The 20,408-nt window shown below is 39.2% G+C and carries 16 protein-coding genes and 1 tRNA gene; 12 read left to right on the forward strand and 5 right to left on the reverse strand.

Annotated elements, in window-relative coordinates; translation table 11 throughout:
• The first annotated feature begins 309 nt into the window (after window positions 1–309).
• Window positions 310–609: a hypothetical protein gene (locus H5087_RS18265; RefSeq protein WP_021032137.1), complete on the forward strand. Its 300-nt coding sequence runs from the start codon at window positions 310–312 to the stop codon at window positions 607–609.
• 4 nt (window positions 610–613) lie between these two features.
• Here H5087_RS18265 and H5087_RS18270 read toward each other — a convergent pair whose 3' ends face one another.
• Together H5087_RS18270 and H5087_RS18275 are read right to left on the reverse strand one after the other, a co-directional pair.
• Window positions 614–1,006: a hypothetical protein gene (locus H5087_RS18270; protein WP_182672959.1), complete on the reverse strand. Its 393-nt coding sequence runs from the start codon at window positions 1,004–1,006 to the stop codon at window positions 614–616.
• Between the two features lie 104 nt (window positions 1,007–1,110).
• The gene (locus H5087_RS18275; RefSeq protein ID WP_182672960.1) at window positions 1,111–1,980 is read right to left on the reverse strand and encodes a CPBP family intramembrane glutamic endopeptidase; all 870 of its coding nucleotides are present in this window, start codon (window positions 1,978–1,980) and stop codon (window positions 1,111–1,113) included.
• Between the two features lie 112 nt (window positions 1,981–2,092).
• On the opposite strand from H5087_RS18275, the gene H5087_RS18280 reads away from it, so the two are divergent.
• From H5087_RS18280 to H5087_RS18290, 3 genes are all read left to right on the forward strand, one after another.
• The gene (locus tag H5087_RS18280) at window positions 2,093–2,794 is read left to right on the forward strand and encodes a DUF3581 domain-containing protein (RefSeq protein ID WP_182672961.1); all 702 of its coding nucleotides are present in this window, start codon (window positions 2,093–2,095) and stop codon (window positions 2,792–2,794) included.
• A gap of 176 nt (window positions 2,795–2,970) precedes the next feature.
• Window positions 2,971–4,218: a DEAD/DEAH box helicase gene (locus H5087_RS18285; protein WP_182672962.1), complete on the forward strand. Its 1,248-nt coding sequence runs from the start codon at window positions 2,971–2,973 to the stop codon at window positions 4,216–4,218.
• A 59-nt stretch (window positions 4,219–4,277) separates the two neighbouring features.
• Window positions 4,278–5,258, forward strand: coding sequence for a sensor domain-containing diguanylate cyclase (locus tag H5087_RS18290; protein ID WP_182672963.1), 981 nt, complete (start codon window positions 4,278–4,280; stop codon window positions 5,256–5,258).
• Window positions 5,259–5,517: 259 nt separating this feature from the next.
• Here H5087_RS18290 and H5087_RS18295 read toward each other — a convergent pair whose 3' ends face one another.
• Window positions 5,518–6,474: a methylenetetrahydrofolate reductase gene (locus H5087_RS18295; protein WP_182672964.1), complete on the reverse strand. Its 957-nt coding sequence runs from the start codon at window positions 6,472–6,474 to the stop codon at window positions 5,518–5,520.
• 250 nt (window positions 6,475–6,724) lie between these two features.
• Between H5087_RS18295 and H5087_RS18300 the strand changes: the two genes are divergently transcribed.
• From H5087_RS18300 to H5087_RS18310, 3 genes are all read left to right on the forward strand, one after another.
• On the forward strand, window positions 6,725–9,607 hold the full coding sequence (locus H5087_RS18300; protein ID WP_182672965.1) for a pitrilysin family protein: 2,883 nt from the start codon (window positions 6,725–6,727) through the stop codon (window positions 9,605–9,607).
• Between the two features lie 197 nt (window positions 9,608–9,804).
• Window positions 9,805–10,623 carry a serine O-acetyltransferase gene (gene cysE, locus H5087_RS18305; protein WP_182672966.1) on the forward strand — a complete coding sequence of 273 codons (819 nt, stop codon included), beginning with the start codon at window positions 9,805–9,807 and terminating at the stop codon, window positions 10,621–10,623.
• 36 nt (window positions 10,624–10,659) lie between these two features.
• Window positions 10,660–11,340 carry a hypothetical protein gene (locus H5087_RS18310; protein WP_182672967.1) on the forward strand — a complete coding sequence of 227 codons (681 nt, stop codon included), beginning with the start codon at window positions 10,660–10,662 and terminating at the stop codon, window positions 11,338–11,340.
• Here the strand turns inward: H5087_RS18310 and xseA are convergent.
• Window positions 11,337–12,668 (reverse strand): exodeoxyribonuclease VII large subunit, encoded by a 1,332-nt coding sequence (gene xseA, locus H5087_RS18315; protein WP_149602214.1) that lies wholly within the window; start codon window positions 12,666–12,668, stop codon window positions 11,337–11,339. The genes H5087_RS18310 and xseA overlap by 4 nt on opposite strands.
• Window positions 12,669–13,069: 401 nt before the next feature.
• Here xseA and guaB point away from each other — a divergent pair, with 401 nt between their 5' ends.
• The 5 genes from guaB (at window position 13,070) to rimI (ending at window position 17,437) form a co-directional block, all read left to right on the forward strand.
• Entirely contained in the window at window positions 13,070–14,539 is a 1,470-nt protein-coding gene (gene guaB / locus H5087_RS18320) for an IMP dehydrogenase (protein ID WP_002958783.1), read from the forward strand.
• Window positions 14,540–14,803: 264 nt separating this feature from the next.
• Window positions 14,804–16,381: a glutamine-hydrolyzing GMP synthase gene (gene guaA / locus H5087_RS18325; protein ID WP_002958782.1), complete on the forward strand. Its 1,578-nt coding sequence runs from the start codon at window positions 14,804–14,806 to the stop codon at window positions 16,379–16,381.
• Window positions 16,382–16,536: 155 nt separating this feature from the next.
• Window positions 16,537–16,613 (forward strand) — tRNA-Trp (locus H5087_RS18330).
• Window positions 16,614–16,677: 64 nt separating this feature from the next.
• Window positions 16,678–16,983 (forward strand): hypothetical protein, encoded by a 306-nt coding sequence (locus tag H5087_RS18335; RefSeq protein ID WP_182672968.1) that lies wholly within the window; start codon window positions 16,678–16,680, stop codon window positions 16,981–16,983.
• Window positions 16,970–17,437, forward strand: a complete 468-nt coding sequence (gene rimI / locus H5087_RS18340) for a ribosomal protein S18-alanine N-acetyltransferase (protein ID WP_002958780.1) — start codon at window positions 16,970–16,972, stop codon at window positions 17,435–17,437. Before H5087_RS18335 ends, rimI begins: the two co-directional genes overlap by 14 nt.
• A 73-nt stretch (window positions 17,438–17,510) precedes the next feature.
• Here rimI and H5087_RS18345 read toward each other — a convergent pair whose 3' ends face one another.
• On the reverse strand, window positions 17,511–20,177 hold the full coding sequence (locus tag H5087_RS18345; protein ID WP_182672969.1) for an ATP-binding protein: 2,667 nt from the start codon (window positions 20,175–20,177) through the stop codon (window positions 17,511–17,513).
• Between the last annotated feature and the right edge of the window lie 231 nt (window positions 20,178–20,408).

The following is a 20,408-nucleotide window of genomic DNA, read 5'->3' on the forward strand; positions in this document are numbered from 1 at the left end:
GCCAAGCAAGTCATAAAGCTATGTAAGAGACGTATTACACAAAGCTATATAGAAAAAAGTTTAAAAAACTTTATTTTGAATTACGAAAAAGAGGCCGCTGGATAAAATGGGGATCCCTCAGCCCTTTGGGCAGCGCCTGTTTGGCATTAATGCTACGTTATCGCCCATTTATGGGGAATAACCACACTACATAGGCTTTGCCTTGCCTAAATACCAAACAGACTGCTGCAAATTTAACCTTGAAAGATCAACAGACCCTAGTACTTAGCCCAATGATACAATAGGGAATATAAACTCATAGGAGGCAGTATGATTGCAACCGTTAAAAACAAAGCCATTTTTAGCAGTAATACATTTTCGATAAACCTTGTTACTTACCCAACCAATCATAGCGTAATGAACCATATTGACCCTGTGCAGCAAGGGCGCTATTACAAGCTCAATTTTGTATTAGAGAAACCTAAAGCGGGTGGGGTATTTAAATGCTCTAAATGCATTATAAATTTATTTAATCGCGTGTATTTGTTCAGACCCGATAAGTACGAACACAGCGTATCTAAAATCGAGTCTGGAAAGCGTGTGCTACTGAGCTTTGCGCTTAATATATAATTTATTAATAGTCGTAGGCCTGTCCGGTGCATAAAACAGATAAGTCGCAGTACGATACAGAGGTTTCACTACAGGAATTGATAGTAAAAGCATTCCCGCCTCTGCGCATAGCATCAGCTTTAAGTAAATCAATCGCGTTTGATTTAGAGCGATTGTAACTTACATTATTGCTGCCCATGCCGTCGCCATCACAGCTTTCACCTTCTATTCGGCCTAAAAGTGTTGCGCCACTTTCGTGTGCTTCTTGGTCGCTATAAAATTGCTGTAAATCTCTTTTATTAACGTAGGTGCCAATTTCTTGAGATAAAACACCGTTGTCTATATCTGTATGATAAGTCATACCTGCACAACCAGTTATTGTGGCCAGCACTGTTATTGCCATTATAAAACGTAGCATATTTATTAGTCCCTTAATTTATTATTTGAAATAGTAAATTACTAACAAAATCAAATGCGGGCAATGTTTACTACTAAGTAAATTGTTAGCATTTGTAAATGTATTTAGATTTTACTGAGCATAGGATAAGTAAACAAAAAGAAGTGGCAAACATTAACTAACCAATGGCATAAAATAGCCCACGCTAAGCGCTGCGTTTTATAAAAAATATAGCTATATCCTAAGCCTGCAATAAATGAAACCAATACATAGTTAAATCCTCCAGCAAAATGCGCCAAAGCAAACACTGCTGCTGTCATTATTGGAGCAAGTAGCGCTAGGCGAGTAGATGTGATTATTTGGCTAAGTTTGGTTTGTAATAAACCTCTAAACAAAGCTTCCTCAGCTACACAGGTAAATAAAAGATTAATAGCAATAAAGGCTATCCAAAAGTCAGGAACCTTAGGGTTAAAGCTTACAAGTCCAAGTGTTAAAGCCGCAGTGAGCGAAGCTAAAACAGTAGCAATAATTATAAAAATAGGTTGTTTAACGTTTAATGGGCCTGCTTTATTAGAGTCTGCTTTTAAAGCTTTTTTATTCGAATAAAAGTAAGCACAAAGGAATAACCCAGCCATAGCTTTATCAAAATTAGCATAAAGGGTAAAAGCAATCGCATCGCTTGTAATACGCTCATCTATAACAATAGGGAGATTATTAAAACCAGGCACCCAATGAAGTGCTAATGCCAGTGAGGAAATTATAAAAACAGTACCTAAAATAGCGCGTATTATTGCCCGCTTTGTATTTAGCGCACAGTAGTATAAAACAACGTAAAGCCCAGTGCTGAGCAGAGCATACAAATTTATATAACCTTGAAAATACCCACTTAGAACACTTAAAGCTATTAAGTAGTGCCAAAGGGGTTGCCGCATTATTGATATTTTGCAGTACGGAAAAACACATATAATTGATAGTGCTAATAAATAAAAGGTCATTGTTTTTTATTACTCTGTTTTATTTAGCCATTAATCTAACAGATTCGACCTCTCAATATTTTTTTTCTGGTAATATAGATAGGTTATAAGCAGTTTAAGCAGTGAACAAACTATGTTAAGTCCTTTTTTTCAGCAGCATGCTGATTATGTTTCTATCTCTCGTGAGCAGGGTTGTCGCTTCGCTAAATGCGTTGCTGACGATTACAATCCACTTCATGACAAAGATGCCAAAAAGTTTTGCGCGCCAGGAGACTTACTTTTTTCATTGGTACTAGACCGCTACGGTATTAGTGAACAAATGGAATTTACTTTTGCCGGTATGGTTGATGAAAACACCAAACTACATTTCCCTGAGGGAGCCGATGAGTTTGATGTTACCAATGGCGAAAAAGTAATTTTAAAGGTAAAGCGCAGCGGTAAAACCAGCCAATGCCCAGCACTAACTAATAGTCTAATAAAAAATTATGTTGAGTTTTCTGGTACTACCTTTCCGCATGTAATTATCCCATTAATGGGCAAGCAAGAGGTAATGATAAACCCTGCTCGTCCGATGGTAATTTACGAATCAATGCTCATTAACCTTGATAACCTTGATATAACAACGCCAATACTTGAATTTGCAGAGCCAAGCTTTGAGTACACTGGTAAGCGCGGAAAAATTACACTACGTTTTAACCTGTTAGAAAACGGCGTTAAAGTGGGCAGTGGTGAAAAGCACATGGTGGTTTCGGGTATTCGCGAATACTGCCAAGCAACAGTTGACGATTTAATCGCGTTTTACAACGAACGTAAAGCAACACTAAAGCCAGCCTAAAGCTACAGAAAATTATAAAAGGCGCTAAATACAAAGGTTATTTAGCGCCTTTTTTATTGTTTTAGCGCTAAGGCGAAAGAGATCAACCGCGATTAAATACTTTTCTGGACTGGTTAATTTACGCAGTACAGTAATATGCGTACAATAGCGCTCTTTGTTATTTTAAAGCTAAGCCTATGTCTGCCACTACGTTCTCATCACTTAATCTCGACCCGTTATTATTAACAGCGATTGAGCAAAATAATTACACTCAACCTACCGCAATTCAGATTAAAACTATTCCGCCTATTTTAGCCGGAAGTGATGTAATGGGCAGCGCGCAAACAGGTACGGGTAAAACCGCCGCCTTTGTTTTACCTCTATTACATAAGCTTTTAAATACCCCTAAAAAAGATGAGCAAGGCCTTGCCCGCGTTGTAATTTTAACGCCAACACGAGAGCTTGCTCAGCAAGTATTTGCCAGCTTTGAAAAGTATGCACAAGGCACTAACATTAATGGCGCTTTAGCCTATGGTGGTGCAAGTATTGGCCCTCAAATAAAAGCACTTAAAACAGCACAAGTTATAGTGGCGACACCAGGGCGTTTGCTTGATCATATAGTTAAAGGCAGCGTGGTACTTTCAAGCGTAGACTCTTTAGTGTTTGACGAAGCTGACCGCATGCTTGATATGGGCTTTATTGACGAAATTAAACGTATATTGCGCCATATACCAGGCGATCGCCAAACTTTACTCTTTTCGGCTACGTTTGATGACAGCGTGTTTGAACTCAGTAAAAAACTACTAAAAAACCCAGAACTAATTGAAGTTGATAAACGTAACTCAGCTGCGGTTGAAGTAGAGCAAGTTATTTACGCTGTAGATGAAGACCGTAAGCGCGAACTTGTATCGCACATGATTGGCATGAAAAACTGGCGCCAAGTGCTTATTTTTACTCGCACAAAACAAATGGCTGATAAGCTCGCTAAAGAAATGTGTAAAGATGGGTTAAAAACCGAATCAATCCATGGCGATAAATCGCAAGGCGCACGTGACCGTGCATTGCAAAACTTTAAAGAAGGTATTACACGCGTACTTGTTGCAACCGATGTCGCTGCGCGTGGTTTAGATATTTCTACACTTAGATACGTAATTAACTTTGAACTACCTTACATTGCCGAAGATTACGTGCACCGTATTGGCCGTACAGGTCGTGCTGGTGAACAAGGACTTGCTATGTCGCTGGTAAGTCTTGATGAGCAATGGCTGCTAGAAGAAATTGAAGTACTACTCGATACGCGTTTAACGCCGCAGTGGTTAGAAGGTTACGAGCCAGATCCTAATAAAAAGCCAAAAGATAATCGTAAAAATACTAACAAGTCGCGAAAAGATCGCGATAAAAAACGCATAACAGGTAAAAGAGAGCCAAGTAGGCGTCGTAAATAATAGCTTTTACTTTGCTTTTTTGCCTATACTGGAGCTATTAAATAGCCGAGGTAAAGTTAATGTTTGAAACTGATAAATGGGCATTCTCTGGTGTTGATGGCCAAATATCTTTGCATAAATGGCAAAAAACAATCGACCTTATCACGGGGCTTTTTTCTGCCCCGTCTGGTTATATAGTTCAGGCAACAAGCAAAGGCTATCGCGTTGTTATTAGAAGTAACGAAGGTGGCTCAAGCTTTGAAACCAATCCGATACTTCCTCCTCAAACACCTCTTTTTTGTCGGCACGTCGCTGAAACCAATAATATTTTATATGTTAATGATGCAAGCAATAACGATGCATGGAACACACTACCAGAAGTAGTTGAGGATGGTGTTGAATCCTACCTAGGTTTACCTATTCATTGGCCAGAAGGTGAAGTATTTGGCACGCTATGCTTAAAAGACACTAAAATAACTAGCTATACCGATGAATACTTTGAGCTCATAGAGCAACTACGCGATTTAATTGAAGACGACCTAGCGCTTGTTTACAGCTATGAACAAATGCGCGAAATAGCCATGTTAGACTCATTAACAGATATTTATAATCGCCGAGCACTTAACTTACTAGCTCAGCAAAAGCTTAATTTAGCACTGCGTTTGGGCTTCGACGTATGTTGCTTGTTTATTGATATAAACGACTTTAAAAAATTAAACGACACCTTTGGACATGAAGTAGGTGACAAAGCCTTAATTATTTTGGCGGATACGTTAAAAAACCATTTAAGAGATGCCGACATAGTAGGGCGTTTAGGTGGTGATGAGTTTGTTGCAGTAATGCAATTAAGCGATAAAAGTAAAATTAGCTACATCATAGATAAAATATCCTCTGAGTATTCAAAAGCTTTACTCAAAGAAGACGTTTGCGATTTATCGCTCAGCATAGGTTATAGTTTTACTAATAAACAAAAGCAGCCATTTGAAGCGCTATTAAATGATGCAGACCACGCAATGTATAAAAATAAACAAGCGTATAGACTCGCTAAAAAAGCACAATAATAAAAGTAAGTTCGTCATGACTCATGCCACAAAAACTTGGCTAGTTTTTTCTGCGATAGGTTTTATTTTAGGTGTTATGTGCTCCTCTATGGGGTTTGCCTTAAAAAGGCTTGAGAGTAATAACCAAAAATAGCTTCAATGAATAGCTTAAGCTGCAAATTTTTACTTGTACTTCTTAATTTATTTTTCAAAGTACGGACATAAAAAAGCAAGCCATGAGGCTTGCCAAGAAGGGTGTTAATTAGCTCTTATCTAGCCTTTAAGCTATTAGCTTTTCAGCAAGGTTTAATTCCATAATAGCTTTTAATAAACGGTATAAGTTAATTGATGCATCAATTTCTTCTTTACGGTTTGTTAAGCTTTCAATATTTAAGCCCAGTGGCACGTCTAGGTGTGCACAGCTTTTAAGTATTAAGTCGAGGTTTTCTCGGCAAATACGGACCGATTCGCTTAATGTATTGTCTGCATCAAGCATGCGCCATTTAGTTGCCTCTGGCACTGAGATACCCAACCATTGCATAAATTCTAAGGTTTTTTCGCCGCCGCACGGGGTAAACGTTAATATAATACGTTGTGGTGTAATACCCTGCGCTTTACATGTACGTGCGTAGCTAGTGATTAGCTCTATAGTCGCTTGTGCATCGTAAACAGCTTGCGATATAAAAAACTGACAACCTTGTGCTGTTTTTTCTGTTAATCGTTCGTGCTCATTTCGTTTACTTGAATGGCGCTCGGCAATAGTAACGCCACCTAAAAAGAAATCATCTGATTGCTCAGCCAATGCTTTATAAGCATCTGGCAGGCTTAGCTTTATATCGCCTATCGATGATGGGCTACCTACTAAAACAACATTTTGTAAATCGTAGTCGTTTTTAGTTTCACTTAGCCAATCTTTAAATTCGCCTACGCCACGCTGCGCCACACTTTTATAAGTAATTACATCTTGTGCAGATAAATTACGAAGTAAATGGCTGTATTCACGCGGATCAACGGTTTGTTTAAACGCAAATGGACGGTCTTGATTAGTTCGGCTGCTTTCGTCTTGAATGTCGTAAATTATCACGCCGTCGTATTCAATTTCGTGTAAGCGACCTAATAGCTTTTCTGCAATGGTTTTTAATTGCGCTTTATCGGTGCCAATTTTAGGCGGGGTAGTACCAATAAGATAAACACCTTGATTGGTGTCCACTATCTTCTCTTTTAGTGATAAAGCCATAATCCTCATTCCAGCTAAGTTTGTTTTGATGGATTTAATATAGCAGCCATTTAGACGTCTAGATAGATTTATTTAATGAAAGTTTTTCAATTAACATGATGTTTATTCATAGTGCTTGTTCCCATTATTTATAATTGACACAGTTGTTTACATAATAAATTCCCTTGGGGCTCTTATATTTATTGGCTTTGGGGCATAATTAAAGAGTTAAATCTGACAACAAATTTGCTCAATTTAAAAAGGGACAACAATGAAATTTAAATTATTAGCAACCAGCTTAGCGGTATCGCTGGCGTTAACAGGTTGCACCATGCAACAAAATCAAAGCACGCAAACAACAGCACAACAAGAACAAGTAAATAAAGCTGATGACCGTGTTTTTTCACAAGATTACTTAATTGAAGAGCTAGAAAACGGCTTGCGTATCATGGTTGTTAAAACCGATTACCCTGATGTCGTGTCGCTGCAAATTCCGGTATCGGTTGGATCGCGTAACGAAGTTGAAGAGGGCAAAACAGGCTTTGCTCACTTTTTTGAACACATGATGTTTAAAGGCTCAAAAAAATACCCTGAAGATGTGTACTCAGACATATTAAAAAATTCAGGTGTTGATAACCGCGCTTATACAACAAACGATTACACAAATTACCATTTAAACTTTTCAAAGCAGCATCTTGATAAAGTACTTGAGCTTGAAGCTGATATTTTTCAAAACTTAACCTACACCGAAGAGCAATTTAGAACAGAAGCACAAACGGTAAAAGGTGAGTACTTAAAAAACAACGCGAGCCCAATTCGTAAATTATTAAGCGCTGTACGCGAAGAAGCGTTTGATAAGCACACGTATAAACACACCACTATGGGCTTTTTTAAAGACATAGAAGCCATGCCTGATCAAATGGCCTATGGTAAAGAGTTTTTTGCTAAGTTTTATAAGCCTGAGTATGTGTCACTTGTCATCGTGGGCGATGTAGACCCACAAGCAACAATGGCAATGGTTAAAAAGCATTGGGGCAGCTGGGAAAAGGGTAACTATGTTGCTGACATTAAAGCAGAACCTGTTCAACAAGCACCAAAATATTTGCACCAGCAAGATGAAGCGCTACCAGGGCATTGGTTACTTGTATCGTACAAAGGCGCTGCGTGGGAGCCTGCTAAAAAAGACAGAGCTGCACTAGATTTAATCTCGCAGCTTTATTTTTCAAATAATTCAGATTTATATCAAGAGCTAGTGGTCGACAAACAAATTGCCAGCCAAATGTTTACCTATAACCCAGAGACTAAAGATCCGGGTTTATTACACGTATTTGTTAAAGTAGAAAACGCAGACGATTTAGCCACTGCGCGCGATGCCATCAATCGAACTTATGCAAAAGCACGCACTGAGCTTGTTGATGAGCAAAAGCTAAGTGATTTAAAATCGAATCTTAAATACAGCTTTATTAATGGCTTAGATTCTTCGCAAGCGATTGCATCAACCCTTGCCAGCTACATGCATTTTGAGCGCGATCCTGAGGTTATAAACCAGCTGTATAAATCGGCAGATAACATCACCAGCGCAGATATTAAAGCCGTTGCTAATAAATACTTTACTGATAACGCACGTACCACATTAACAATGTCGGCACTTGATAAAGCCCCAGGTTTTGAGCAAGAAGTTGATTTAAATGCGCTTACTGCAAAGCTTGAACAAGCACCTGCGGCACCTGCATTTAAAGTACTTGATAAAACCAATAGCTCGCCGTTAATCGATGTTAACTTTTTATTCAATACCGGCGCGGCTGCCGACCCTCAAGGCAAAAAAGGTGTTGCAGCGCTCACTGCGGCAATGCTTGCACAAGGTGGCTCAGAGGCGACAAGCTATAAAGATATTCAAAAAGCACTTTATCCGCTTGCAGGTAGCTTTGGTTATCAAATAGATAAAGAAATGCTGTCGTTCCAAGGGCGTATTCATAAAGACAATGCAGCGCAGTGGTATTCACTTGTGAGCGATCAATTATTAAACCCAGGCTTTAGAGATGACGACTTTAAACGCCTTAAAAAAGAAATAATCGACGGTATTAAATCAGGCTTAAAAGCATCTAACGATGAAGAGCTAGGCAAAGAAGTGCTATATAGTGCACTTTACAAAAATCACCCTTACGAAAGTTACAACTACGGTGATATTTCGGATTTAGAAGCGTTGACGCTAGATGATGTTAAAGCGTTTTATAACAGCGAGCTTACGCAATCTAAACTCACGGTTGGCTTAATTGGGGCTGTGCCTGCAAACCTTAAAGCTAAAATGATGAGCGATTTTGCAACGCTACCAAAGGGTGAGCAAAGCCGTTTAAGTATTCCTGATGCGCCAGCGCTTAAAGGTCATCATGCAACTATTGTAGAAAAGTCAGCGCAATCTACAGCGGTATCGTTTGGTTTCCCTATTGATACAATAAGAAGTAGCGAAGACTGGACAGCCCTTTGGCTTGTGCGTTCGTACTTTGGTGAGCACCGTAGTTCTAACAGCTTTTTATATGAGCGCATTCGTGAAACTCGCGGCATGAACTATGGCGATTACGCATATATTGAATACTTTCCACGTGGTATGTTTCAAACCAAGCCAGATGCAAACCTAGGGCGCTCAGAGCAAATATTTCAAGTGTGGTTACGCCCACTTCGCTCTAATAACGATGCGCACTTTGCAACACGTACCGCCTTGTTTGAACTAGATAAGCTAATTAAAAATGGCATGAGCGAAAATGACTTTGAAGCTACGCGTAACTTTTTAATTAACTTTGTGCCGCAAATGGTTGCAAGTCAAAATCGCCAATTAGGTTACGCGCTTGATAGCGAATTTTACAACATTGATAGCTTTGTAAGTTACGTAACTAATAAACTTAAAACGCTAACGCTTGCTGATGTTAATCGCGTTATTAAAGAAAACTTACAAACAGACAATGTTCACTATGTATTTATTACTGGTGACGGCGCTGATATGCAAAAACGTTTAGCATCGCAGCAAACATCGCCAATGATTTACAACACCGATAAACCTGCCGAATTAGTGGCTGAAGATAAAGTGATTGCTGATTATAAACTGGCAATTCCTGCAAAAAATATTGAAGTGATAAAAGTCGATAAAGTATTTCAATAATTTAAGTGTTTTTTAAGCGTTAAAATAATGCCTCGGTGCTATAAGCATCGAGGCATTTTTATTATTTAATAATGAAACTTAATAAACAGTTATACCTAATAACCAGAACAAATAACTAAGGGATTAACACCTTGATGGCTAAATCCGTTAGACTTGGGAAAAGGCTATTTTATATCAACTTAAGGCAGTGCAGTATTATGCGTCATGCAATTTGGCAACAGCTTCGCGACGAAGCTAACGATGTAGTAAAACGTGAACCATTATTAGCAAGTCATGTTTATTCATGTGTTTTAAATCATGATTGTTTAGGTTCGGCATTGAGCTTTATTGTTGCTAATAAGTTGGCTGATGCGGTGGTATCTGCATTTACTATCCGAGAGCTGTTTGACCAAGCATTTGTAAAATGTGACCGTATGCTATCTTTTGTTGCTGAGGATATTAAAGCGGTAAAAGACCGCGACCCTGCATCAGAAACCTATCTTACGGTTATATTAAATCTAAAAGGTTTTCATGCTATTCAGGCGCACCGTTTGGCTAATTGTTTGTGGCAACAAAATCGCAAAGAGCTAGCGCGCTTTATTCAAAGCCGTAACTCTGAAGTGTTTGGGGTCGATATTCACCCAGCATGTAAAGTGGGTAAAGGCATTATGTTTGACCACGCAACCGGTATTGTTATTGGTGAAACCGCGGTAATTGAAGATAACGTATCAATTTTGCAATCTGTAACGCTTGGCGGTACAGGTAATGAGCAGGGCGATCGTCATCCTAAAATTAGAGCAGGCGTATTAATTGGCGCCGGCGCTAAAGTACTGGGTAATATTGAAGTAGGTGAGGGCGCACGAATTGGTGCGGGCTCAGTTGTGCTTAGCAATGTTCCACCACACACAACCGCTGTTGGCGTACCCGCTAAAATTATTGGTCGACCGGATTGTGAGTGTCCGGCGCAAAGTATGAACCAAAACTTTTTATCAAATCCTGAGCCTGAAAACGAATCGCACACGAGTGCAATGCTATAGGTAATTAAAAAATAATAAAACTTAAAAGGAATTAACATGAACAAGAATAGTTTATTGGCTCTAGGGATTGGGTTTATTGCGGGTGTAGGTTTAACTTGGAGCTACTTTAATGCAGCTTCAAGTCATCCAGAATCTGTTAAGTCGCAGCCAAGTTATGAAAAACAGAAAAAGCTTCATACTGAACAACAAAGTAATGAGGTGTTGAGTAATGCAGACTCTGCAGTACCTGAGCAAGTCGCTAGTATAGAGCCCGCTGAAGTCTCGCCTACAACCAATTCAGAAACCCAAAAGCTTGATGAACTCCCTTTAGAAGAGCAAGTAACTCAGCTTAAGCAGCAACTCGCCGAACAGAAAGCGGCGCTCAAAAGTGTTTTAAAGAAAATGAGGGACCCTTCAGATTTTGAGCAGATTTTACGTGATAAATTTGAAAATCAAACGCGCGATGAAGAATGGGCTTATCGTACTGAAATGGCATTACAAGATTTTTTATTAACAGCTGATTTATCAATTATTCCTGACGTTGTTAGTGCAAAATGTAAAAAAACAGTATGTGAATTTGAACTTGCCGCTCCCACTGATAACGACACATTTGGTAATGCTCAATGGCGAGAGCTAAACGATAAGTTGATGGAACAAGAGTTTTGGCAACAATTTAAAAGCACTACCTCCACATCGAGCGATAGCGAACTTAAAATGTTGCTAAGTACAGAGCTTTAAATAATTTGTGATTCTATAGAGCCATCGACTAACTCTGTAACTAAAACATCGCCTGTTTTAATTTGCCCCACAGATTTAACTACTTTTCCTTGCTGTGTTTTAGTGATGCTATAACCGCGCGCTAAAACATTAAGCGGACTTACCGAGTCTAACCTGCTTGCTTGCAGTGCTAAGCTATTATTCGCTTGTTGTAACTGATGCTGTATAGCTTGGTTTAGCCTAGCTTGTAATTGCGAGAGTTGATGGCTTGCTGAAGCGAGTTTTTTATCAGGTGATTGGCGCATCAAACGCGGCGTTAAGTTATTGAGTGTGCGTTCTTGTTGGTATAAACGATTACGCATAGCTTGTTGCAGCGCAATGCTTAGCTCATCCAAACGTTGTGATTTTTGACTAAGCTGATTACGCGGATGACACAAATTAAGGCGGTGTTGTAACTGCGTTGCTAATGCGCGTTTATCGGCAATACCGTGCTTAAACGCGTTAGATAAACGATTAACTAATTGTGTTACTTTGTTGTGTAACTCTTGCGTATTTGGGCTTACAAGCTCAGCTGCGGCTGATGGAGTGGCTGCACGAACATCAGCAACGTAATCGCTAATGGTTGTATCTATTTCATGGCCTACTGCACTTACTATCGGTAATTCACTTTCAAAAATAGCTCGAGCGAGCTGTTCGTGATTAAAACACCATAAATCTTCAAGTGATCCGCCGCCTCGTCCTAAAATAAGTACGTCAACTTCATCACGAGCATTAGCTAATTCAATTTGATTAATTAAATGTAGGTGTGCTTCTTTGCCTTGTACCATAGCAGGGTAAATGATTACCTCTAGCTGCGGCGCACGGCGTTTAAGTACCGTTAAAATATCTTTTATAGCAGCGCCGGTTGCAGAGGTAATAACACCAATACGATTAATGTTTTGCGGAAGTGGTTTTTTATACGCAGAGCTAAATAATCCTTCGGCGGCCAAACGCATTTTAAGTGCATCGAATTCTTGTTTTAGCTGACCTTCGCCGGCCGGTTCCATATGCTCAACAATAAGCTGGTAGTCACCGCGAGGTTCATAAAGTGATACACGCGCTTTTACTGTAACTTGCGCGCCATTTGCAGGGCGATAGCTTTGGTTGCGATTATTCCCACGCCACATAGCGGCTTTAATTTGTGCTTTATCGTCTTTTAACGAAAAGTACCAATGGCCGGATGCTGGGGTAATAAAATTAGAAATTTCGCCCGTGAGCACTAAAGATGCAAAACCTTGCTCAAGGATTGTGCGAATTTCTCTATTAAGGCGTGAAACGGTGTAAACCGCCTGCGAAGGCTTCGAAAACATAAAAAACAACCTAAAACTATTTATAAAGCAAGGGTCTATTGACCTTTGTAGATTAAAATTTGTTCAAACTAGGGGCGGTTTAATCGCGGCGCGAGGTTTGTAACCTAGTGGGCTAAGTAAAAACCGAGTAACAAAGAGTTAATCGCCCCTAGGCTGAACCCTTTGGGCAGCGCTTGTTTGGAATTGATGCTACGCTATCGCCTATTTATGGGGAATAACCACACTGCATAGGCTCTGCCTTGCCTAAATACCTAACAAACTGCTGCAAATTTAACCTTGAAAGGCTAAGAGACCCTATATTATCATAAATATTTGCGAAATATTATTTACTCATGCCAACAACGCTGTTAAAATTTGGCCGCAATTCCTTATCTTAGATCCACATGTGAGAAGTTGCCAAAATGCTTAGAATCGCTAAAGAAGCTCTTACCTTTGATGACGTACTTTTAGTACCTGGTCATTCTACTGTTTTGCCACACACGGCAAATATTTCAACTCGCTTAACGCGTGGTATCAAACTTAACTTGCCGCTTATTTCAGCATCTATGGATACTGTTACAGAAGCTCGTTTAGCTATTGCCCTTGCGCAAGAAGGTGGTCTTGGTTTTATTCATAAAAACATGACTATTGAAGAACAAGCGAAAAACGTACGTAAAGTTAAAACCTACGAAGCAGGTATTGTTTCATACCCTGTAACGGTCACTGCCGATTTAACAATTGCAGATGCAATTGAGCTTTCGCACGAAAAAGGTTTTTCAGGCTTTCCGGTTACCGACAGCAATAATGTGCTTGTAGGCATTGTTACTAGTCGTGATATGCGTTTTGAAACTAAGCTTGAACAGCCTGTTTCTACCGTTATGACCAAAAAAGAAAAGCTTGTTACCGTTAAAGAGGGCGCAGCACGCGAAGAAATTTTAGGCTTAATGCACGAACACCGCATTGAAAAAATCCTTGTTGTTGATGATGAATTTAAACTCAAAGGCATGATCACAGTAAAAGATTACCAAAAAGCCCAAGACAAACCTGACGCATGTAAAGATGACCAAGGTCGTTTACGTGTAGGTGCTGCTGTAAGTGTTGGCGCAGGTACTGATGAGCGTATTGCTGCATTAGTAGAAGCGGGTATTGATGTTTTACTTATCGATACATCGCATGGTCACTCTCAAGGCGTTATTGACCGTGTTACTAAAACTCGCAAAGAGTACCCAGACTTACAAATTATTGCAGGTAACATTGCAACGGCTGAAGGTGCGATTGCACTTGCAGACGCTGGTGCCGATGCAGTTAAAGTAGGTATCGGCCCTGGTTCTATCTGTACTACACGTATTGTTACCGGTTGTGGCGTTCCACAAATTACCGCTATTTCAGATGCTGTTGAAGGCTTAAAAGGTCGCGACATTCCTGTTATTGCTGATGGTGGCATTCGTTTTTCTGGTGATATTGTTAAAGCACTTGTTGCTGGTGCATCGTGTGTAATGGTGGGTTCTCTTCTTGCTGGTACAGAAGAAGCACCAGGTGAAGTTGAATTGTACCAAGGCCGTTATTACAAATCTTACCGTGGTATGGGCTCATTGGGCGCGATGGATCAAAAAGAAGGTTCATCAGATCGTTACTTCCAAAAATCAAACGAAGCAGACAAGTTAGTACCTGAAGGTATTGAAGGTCGCGTAGCTTACAAAGGTCCTATTGCAACGATTATTCATCAGCAAGTAGGTGGCTTACGCAGTGCTATGGGCTTAACGGGTTGTGCAACAATTGAAGAGCTTAATACAAAACCACAATTTGTACGTGTTACTTCAGCGGGTATGGGTGAGTCGCACGTTCATGATGTGCAAATCACTAAAGAAGCACCAAATTACCGCTTAGGTTAAGCAGCGTAATTAATTTAATATACTGGGCTTGCTTTGCAAGCCCTCTTTTTAGTCGTTTATATAAATACCAATTGCATTAATAAAGTGGTCAATTATTGCGACAGATAAATGGCTCAATAACGAGGCAAAAATTTCGATTTTTAGTTCTTCTAAATAAGAGATTTTTAACGTGGTTAGTGAGTTATTTAGCCTGCAAGAATTAGTAATGTTTAATAAAATTGGTATTCAAAGCGGCATTTAGCATCAGACTTTACGAGATACTCCATGAGCAAAGATATTCACGATTCACGAATTCTCATTTTAGACTTTGGTTCACAATACACTCAATTAATCGCCCGTCGTGTGCGTGAAATTGGTGTTTACTGTGAACTTTGGGCATGGGATGTGACTGAAGAGCAAATCCGCGAGTTCAACCCACAAGGTATTATTCTTTCTGGTGGTCCAGAATCAACAACACTTGAAAACAGCCCGCGCGCTCCTGAGTATGTATTTAATGCAGGCGTGCCTGTGCTAGGTATTTGCTACGGTATGCAAACAATGGCAGCTCAACTTGGTGGAAGTGTACACAGCTCTGATAAAAAAGAGTTTGGCTACGCACAAGTTGAAAAAGTAGGCAGCTGTGCATTATTTGATGCAATTGAAGACCATATTACTGATGGCGGCAACGGCATACTTGACGTATGGATGAGTCATGGCGATAAAGTAATGGACATTCCAGCTGATTTTACAACAACAGCTAAAACATCTACTTGTCCACATGCTGCAATGTCTAACGAAGAAAAGCGTTTTTACGGCGTACAATTTCACCCAGAAGTAACGCATACTCATCAAGGGTTACGTTTGCTTGAGCGTTTCGCTATTGATATTTGTGGCTGTGAAAAATTATGGACTCCTGCAAAAATCATTGATGATGCTATTGAGCGTATTAAAGAAACTGTAGGTGATGACGAAGTTATTTTAGGTCTATCTGGTGGTGTTGATTCATCAGTTGTGGCTATGCTTATTCACCGTGCAATTGGCGCAAAGCTAACATGTGTATTTGTTGACAATGGTTTACTTCGTTTAAACGAAGGTCAGCAAGTGATGGACATGTTTGGTAATAAATTTGGCTTAAACATTGTTAAAGTTGAAGCTGAAGAGCAGTTTTTAAATGATTTAGCTGGTAAATCAGACCCAGAAGATAAACGTAAAGCCATTGGTCACACGTTTATTAATGTATTTGATGAGCAAGCCAAAAAGCTTAAAAATGCGAAATGGTTAGCACAAGGTACAATTTACCCTGACGTTATTGAATCTGCGGCATCTGCCACAGGTAAAGCGCATGTTATTAAATCTCACCACAATGTGGGCGGATTACCAGATGACATGAAAATGGGCCTTGTTGAGCCATTGCGTGAATTATTCAAAGATGAAGTACGTAAAATTGGCCTAGAGCTTGGTTTACCGTACGACATGCTTTACCGTCATCCTTTCCCTGGACCAGGTTTAGGTGTGCGTGTACTTGGCGAAATCAAAAAAGAGTACTGTGATTTACTACGCCGCGCAGATGCGATTTTCATTGAAGAGCTACACAAAGCTGAGCTTTACCATAAAGTAAGCCAAGCGTTTACTGTATTCTTACCAGTTAAATCGGTAGGGGTTATGGGCGATGCACGTAAGTACGATTGGGTTGTATCACTTCGTTGTGTAGAAACAATCGACTTTATGACAGCACGCTGGTCACATTTACCATATGAATTTTTAGGTGTGGTTTCAAACCGTATCATTAACGAAATTGATGGTATTTCTCGTGTTGTTTACGATATTTCAGGTAAACCACCTGCAACTATCGAATGGGAATAATTAATTTTAGTTTTAATTAACTAATTTTAAGTGATTAAAAAACGGCGAATTAGCATGCTAATTCGCCGTTTTGTTTATTTAAAAAGCAGTTAAACTAAAAGAGTGATTTTTCTCTTTACCTTTGGCGAAACTTCTCTATAATTCGTCGTCATTGCAGGGGCGTAGTTCCAATTGGTAGAACAGCGGTCTCCAAAACCGATGGTTGGGAGTTCGAATCTCTCCGCCCCTGCCATTTCTTCTTTACATCGTTTTTATTACTTCTTATATTGTTCAAATGTCTAATCTACTGAGTTGTTATGCATCCACGTTACGCAGCTATTTTTGATATAGAAAATCTTGAACTCAATCAGCATTATTGCCCTCAAGCAAATGATCAAGCTAATACTTTATCGCAAAGCACGACAGCTAGTTCTTTAACGATAAATGAGCAACTACTTGCAGACATTAAACTCAGTGCAGAACCTATTATTATAAATAGCGTTGTACAGGGTAGTGAGATGCAATTAAACGACAATCAGCTTACATTGCCAACCCCACAGCTCAACGCCTCTGAGAAGCGCGCTTTATGGGCTTTAATGAGTGAACACCTTGATAAACTTTAAATCAGTAGATGAAACTGCAATACCTCAATTAATGGCCATCGAAACAGCATGTCATAGCCATCCGTGGACTTTAAATACAATGAGTTCATGTATAGGCGGGCGCTATTTTAATGTTGCCGCATTTGATGAGGTGAGCATGATTGGTTTTTATATTGGTGAAAAAGCAGGGCCTGATTTTACGCTTATGGATATTTGTGTAACACCAAGCCACCAGGGTAAGGGTATTGCAAGGCAGTTGTTAGCCCAGTTTATTGAATATGGTGAACAGCAAAATGCTGAAAACCTCTTTTTAGAAGTACGCGAATCTAATACGCGGGCTATTGCGCTATACGAGAACGCTGGCTTTACAGAGATGTCAGTGCGTAAAAACTACTATCCAAGTGATAATCCGGCCAAAAATGGCTTTGAAGACGCTATTTTAATGGGCATGGCATTAGGTTTAAACTTTTCATAATTAAAGTCGGTGATTAGCGTTTTAAGCATAGAGCGCTAACGCACCGAACTTGTACTATTTTGTAAGTTTTCTTTTAGGTTACTTTGCCGCTAATTGCTTGCTCAATGGCTGCTATTAATTTATTTACCAGCTCGTCTCTTGGCACTTTATTGTTACTTTTTAAGTTTTCTTCAAGTGCCGCAGCGCTGTGATAAATTTCATCAAAATTAAAGCACCCAGAACTACCCTTAATACTGTGCGCTATACTTCTTAATGCTTCCCAGTCATTGCAATGTTGCAGAGTTTTAACTTCTTCTAAATAAGTAGGTAAGTTGGCTAAATAGTTATCAGTAATTTGCTGAAACTTTTCGCTTTTTAATAAGCTATCCCACTTATTTTGATTATCCTTTTCAAGATGTAGGTAGCTTACGAGTACATTTTCCAGAGCATCTTTATCAATGGGTTTAGCGAGTGCTTTGTTGCAGCCTGCTTCTAGGTAAGTGCCTATATCGTGGTTCATTACATTAGCAGTAAGGGCAATAATAGGGCCATCGTACGCTGCATGACGAAGCATTTTAGTTGCTTCTAATCCGCCCATTACAGGCATTTGCATATCCATTATAATAAGCTGATAGTCGTTAACGAGTGCCATTTCTACAGCTTGTGCGCCATTACTAGCAATATCGGGTTCAAGGCCCCAAGTTTGCAGTAATAATTTAATTAATAGTTGGTTATCAGGGTTATCCTCAGCGACTAAAATATTGGCCTCAAAGTTATTGGTCGCAAACGATAAGAGAGGGTCTTTCTCTGGTATCAACTGGCTTTCTTGCGTTAAAAACTCAAGCATTGGTTGATCATCAGATAACTGACACGACACCCTAATTGTAAAGCGGCTACCAACACCAACTTCACTTTCAAGCGTTACATCGCCACCAAGTAACAGAGCTAAATTTTTAGAAATACATAGCCCAAGGCCTGTACCACCAAAACGGCGTGTGGTTGTTGCATCGGCTTGCTCAAACGGTTTAAACACACGCTCAATTTGATGCTCAGACATACCAATACCGGTATCTTTAATTACAAATTCCAGCTTTTGACTTGCTTGTAAATAATGTACGCAAATAGACACACTGCCATTTTCGGTAAATTTAACAGCGTTATTTGCAATATTTATAAGTATTTGTTTTAAGCGGGTCACATCACTATAAATGGTGCGAGGTAGCGGCAGTTGGTAATCAATATTAAGGGTTAATTGTTTTTCTTGTGCCAGTGGTTGAATAATTGATTCAATATCATGCACAAGCTGCACTACGTTTAACGCAGACAAATCGACAGCTAGCTTTTCAGCTTCAATTTTAGATAAGTCGAGTATATTATTTATTAATTCTAGTAAGTGTTTTGAATTACGTAAAATAGTGCTTAGATGTTGCTTGTCGTTGGCTACTTTGTCGTTGTGGAGTAATTGCTCTGTAAAGCCCATAATAGCCGTAAGTGGCGTTCGTATTTCGTGACTCATATTAGCTAAAAAACGACTTTTAAGCTGATTAGCTTGCTCGGCTTGGCCAATTGCAAGCTCTAGTTGGCTGTTCATGGCTTCAAGTGCTTTAGTACGACTTTCTACTTTATCTTCAAGGTGGTGTTTATATTCTTCAAGCTGCTGCTGGTAGTGTCTAATTTGATTAACCATGTGGTTAAAGTCGTTAAACAAAACACCCACTTCGTCATTTGTATGAGCTGGTAAGTGCACCGACAAATCGCCATCACCAACACGGTGGCTTGCAGCACCTAATAATTCAATTGGGTTAAGTAATAAATTACGTACCACTATAAAAATTAATATTGGCAGGGTGATTATCGAAATAATAACAATTAAGCCTGTTATTAAGCTTATGGCTTTACCAGATTGATAAAGCACACCTTTGGGAATGGTTGAAACGTAATAATATCCACCGGGCATTTGTACGGCAAAAATCATTCGCTCTATTTTATCTATGCTTGAGAGTTCAATGGTAGAAAGCATGCCTATATCGGCAAGATCGTGTACTTGGTTAAGTTCATATTCGCTTATGTATTGGCCGCGCATGTTGTAGTCGGAGCTAAATAAAATTTTCCCGTCTTTGGTCAACATTAAATTAAGTGTGTTGTTATATGGCGCTTCTAAAATACTGGAGTTGAGTATTGAAGGCTCTATATGTATTACAATAAAACCAAGCTGCTGTGGACGTTTCAAGTAGTAATCAACGCTGTCAATTCGTTGAATGAAATATAAGCTCGTGGTGCCATCGTCCTTTTGAATCATAAATTGCTGTGTACTTAAATTACTTTGCAATACTTGATTAAAAAATGGATAGCTTTTAGGTGCTGTTGTTAGGTTATTAGAGTAGTAGGCATCACTTTTCCCACTTGCTGAAACTAAATTAATGCTAATTATATCTGGATAAGCTTCACTGTAACTGGCAAATACATCCATAAGCGCGCCAAGTTTTCGGGTGTAATTACCGTTGGCACTAATATCGTTTGCTAAAAAGTCACTAAGTACTGGCGAATTTGAAAGTAGTTTTGCAGTAGAGTGAAAAGAGTCGATATAGTTGAATATTTTTTGCTGTTGTTGCTCAACAAAACGGCTCATTATTAAATCAGCTTGTTTTTGTGTTGAATTAGTGACATTGGTGAGCGTAAAGCCACCTAAAAATAGCAGTGGTAGAATAACAAGAGGTGTTATATACCATAATAATCTTATACTTAACTTACTGGTTTTCATGACCAAACGACTTATCCTCCATGCAATCTGCCAATAATATGCGTTACGACCTGATTACACAAGCTTATAGCGGTCTTGGTGGCTAAATTACAATCATTAGTTGCATGATCTTTAGCTCTTTTTTTTATGTTTAAGTTATTTAAATTTAACAAGTTACATGGATATAATATTAATTCGCTGTTTAAAAAACTTACATAGTTTTACATCTTTTAAAGTTACTAATTAAAGTTG

Source organism: Pseudoalteromonas sp. SR43-7, from assembly GCF_014163785.1.
Classification (GTDB): Bacteria; Pseudomonadota; Gammaproteobacteria; order Enterobacterales; family Alteromonadaceae; genus Pseudoalteromonas; species Pseudoalteromonas distincta.

Excerpts from the sequence above, each read along its gene's own strand:
- H5087_RS18265 (WP_021032137.1), top strand. The coding sequence starts at position 310 with ATGATTGCAACCGTTAAAAACAAAGCCATTTTTAGCAGTAATACATTT.
- H5087_RS18270 (WP_182672959.1), bottom strand. The coding sequence starts at position 1,006 with ATGCTACGTTTTATAATGGCAATAACAGTGCTGGCCACAATAACTGGT.
- H5087_RS18275 (WP_182672960.1), bottom strand. The coding sequence starts at position 1,980 with ATGACCTTTTATTTATTAGCACTATCAATTATATGTGTTTTTCCGTAC.
- H5087_RS18280 (WP_182672961.1), top strand. The coding sequence starts at position 2,093 with ATGTTAAGTCCTTTTTTTCAGCAGCATGCTGATTATGTTTCTATCTCT.
- H5087_RS18285 (WP_182672962.1), top strand. The coding sequence starts at position 2,971 with ATGTCTGCCACTACGTTCTCATCACTTAATCTCGACCCGTTATTATTA.
- H5087_RS18290 (WP_182672963.1), top strand. The coding sequence starts at position 4,278 with ATGTTTGAAACTGATAAATGGGCATTCTCTGGTGTTGATGGCCAAATA.
- H5087_RS18295 (WP_182672964.1), bottom strand. The coding sequence starts at position 6,474 with ATGGCTTTATCACTAAAAGAGAAGATAGTGGACACCAATCAAGGTGTT.
- H5087_RS18300 (WP_182672965.1), top strand. The coding sequence starts at position 6,725 with ATGAAATTTAAATTATTAGCAACCAGCTTAGCGGTATCGCTGGCGTTA.
- cysE (WP_182672966.1), top strand. The coding sequence starts at position 9,805 with ATGCGTCATGCAATTTGGCAACAGCTTCGCGACGAAGCTAACGATGTA.
- H5087_RS18310 (WP_182672967.1), top strand. The coding sequence starts at position 10,660 with ATGAACAAGAATAGTTTATTGGCTCTAGGGATTGGGTTTATTGCGGGT.
- xseA (WP_149602214.1), bottom strand. The coding sequence starts at position 12,668 with ATGTTTTCGAAGCCTTCGCAGGCGGTTTACACCGTTTCACGCCTTAAT.
- guaB (WP_002958783.1), top strand. The coding sequence starts at position 13,070 with ATGCTTAGAATCGCTAAAGAAGCTCTTACCTTTGATGACGTACTTTTA.
- guaA (WP_002958782.1), top strand. The coding sequence starts at position 14,804 with ATGAGCAAAGATATTCACGATTCACGAATTCTCATTTTAGACTTTGGT.
- H5087_RS18335 (WP_182672968.1), top strand. The coding sequence starts at position 16,678 with ATGCATCCACGTTACGCAGCTATTTTTGATATAGAAAATCTTGAACTC.
- H5087_RS18345 (WP_182672969.1), bottom strand. The coding sequence starts at position 20,177 with ATGAAAACCAGTAAGTTAAGTATAAGATTATTATGGTATATAACACCT.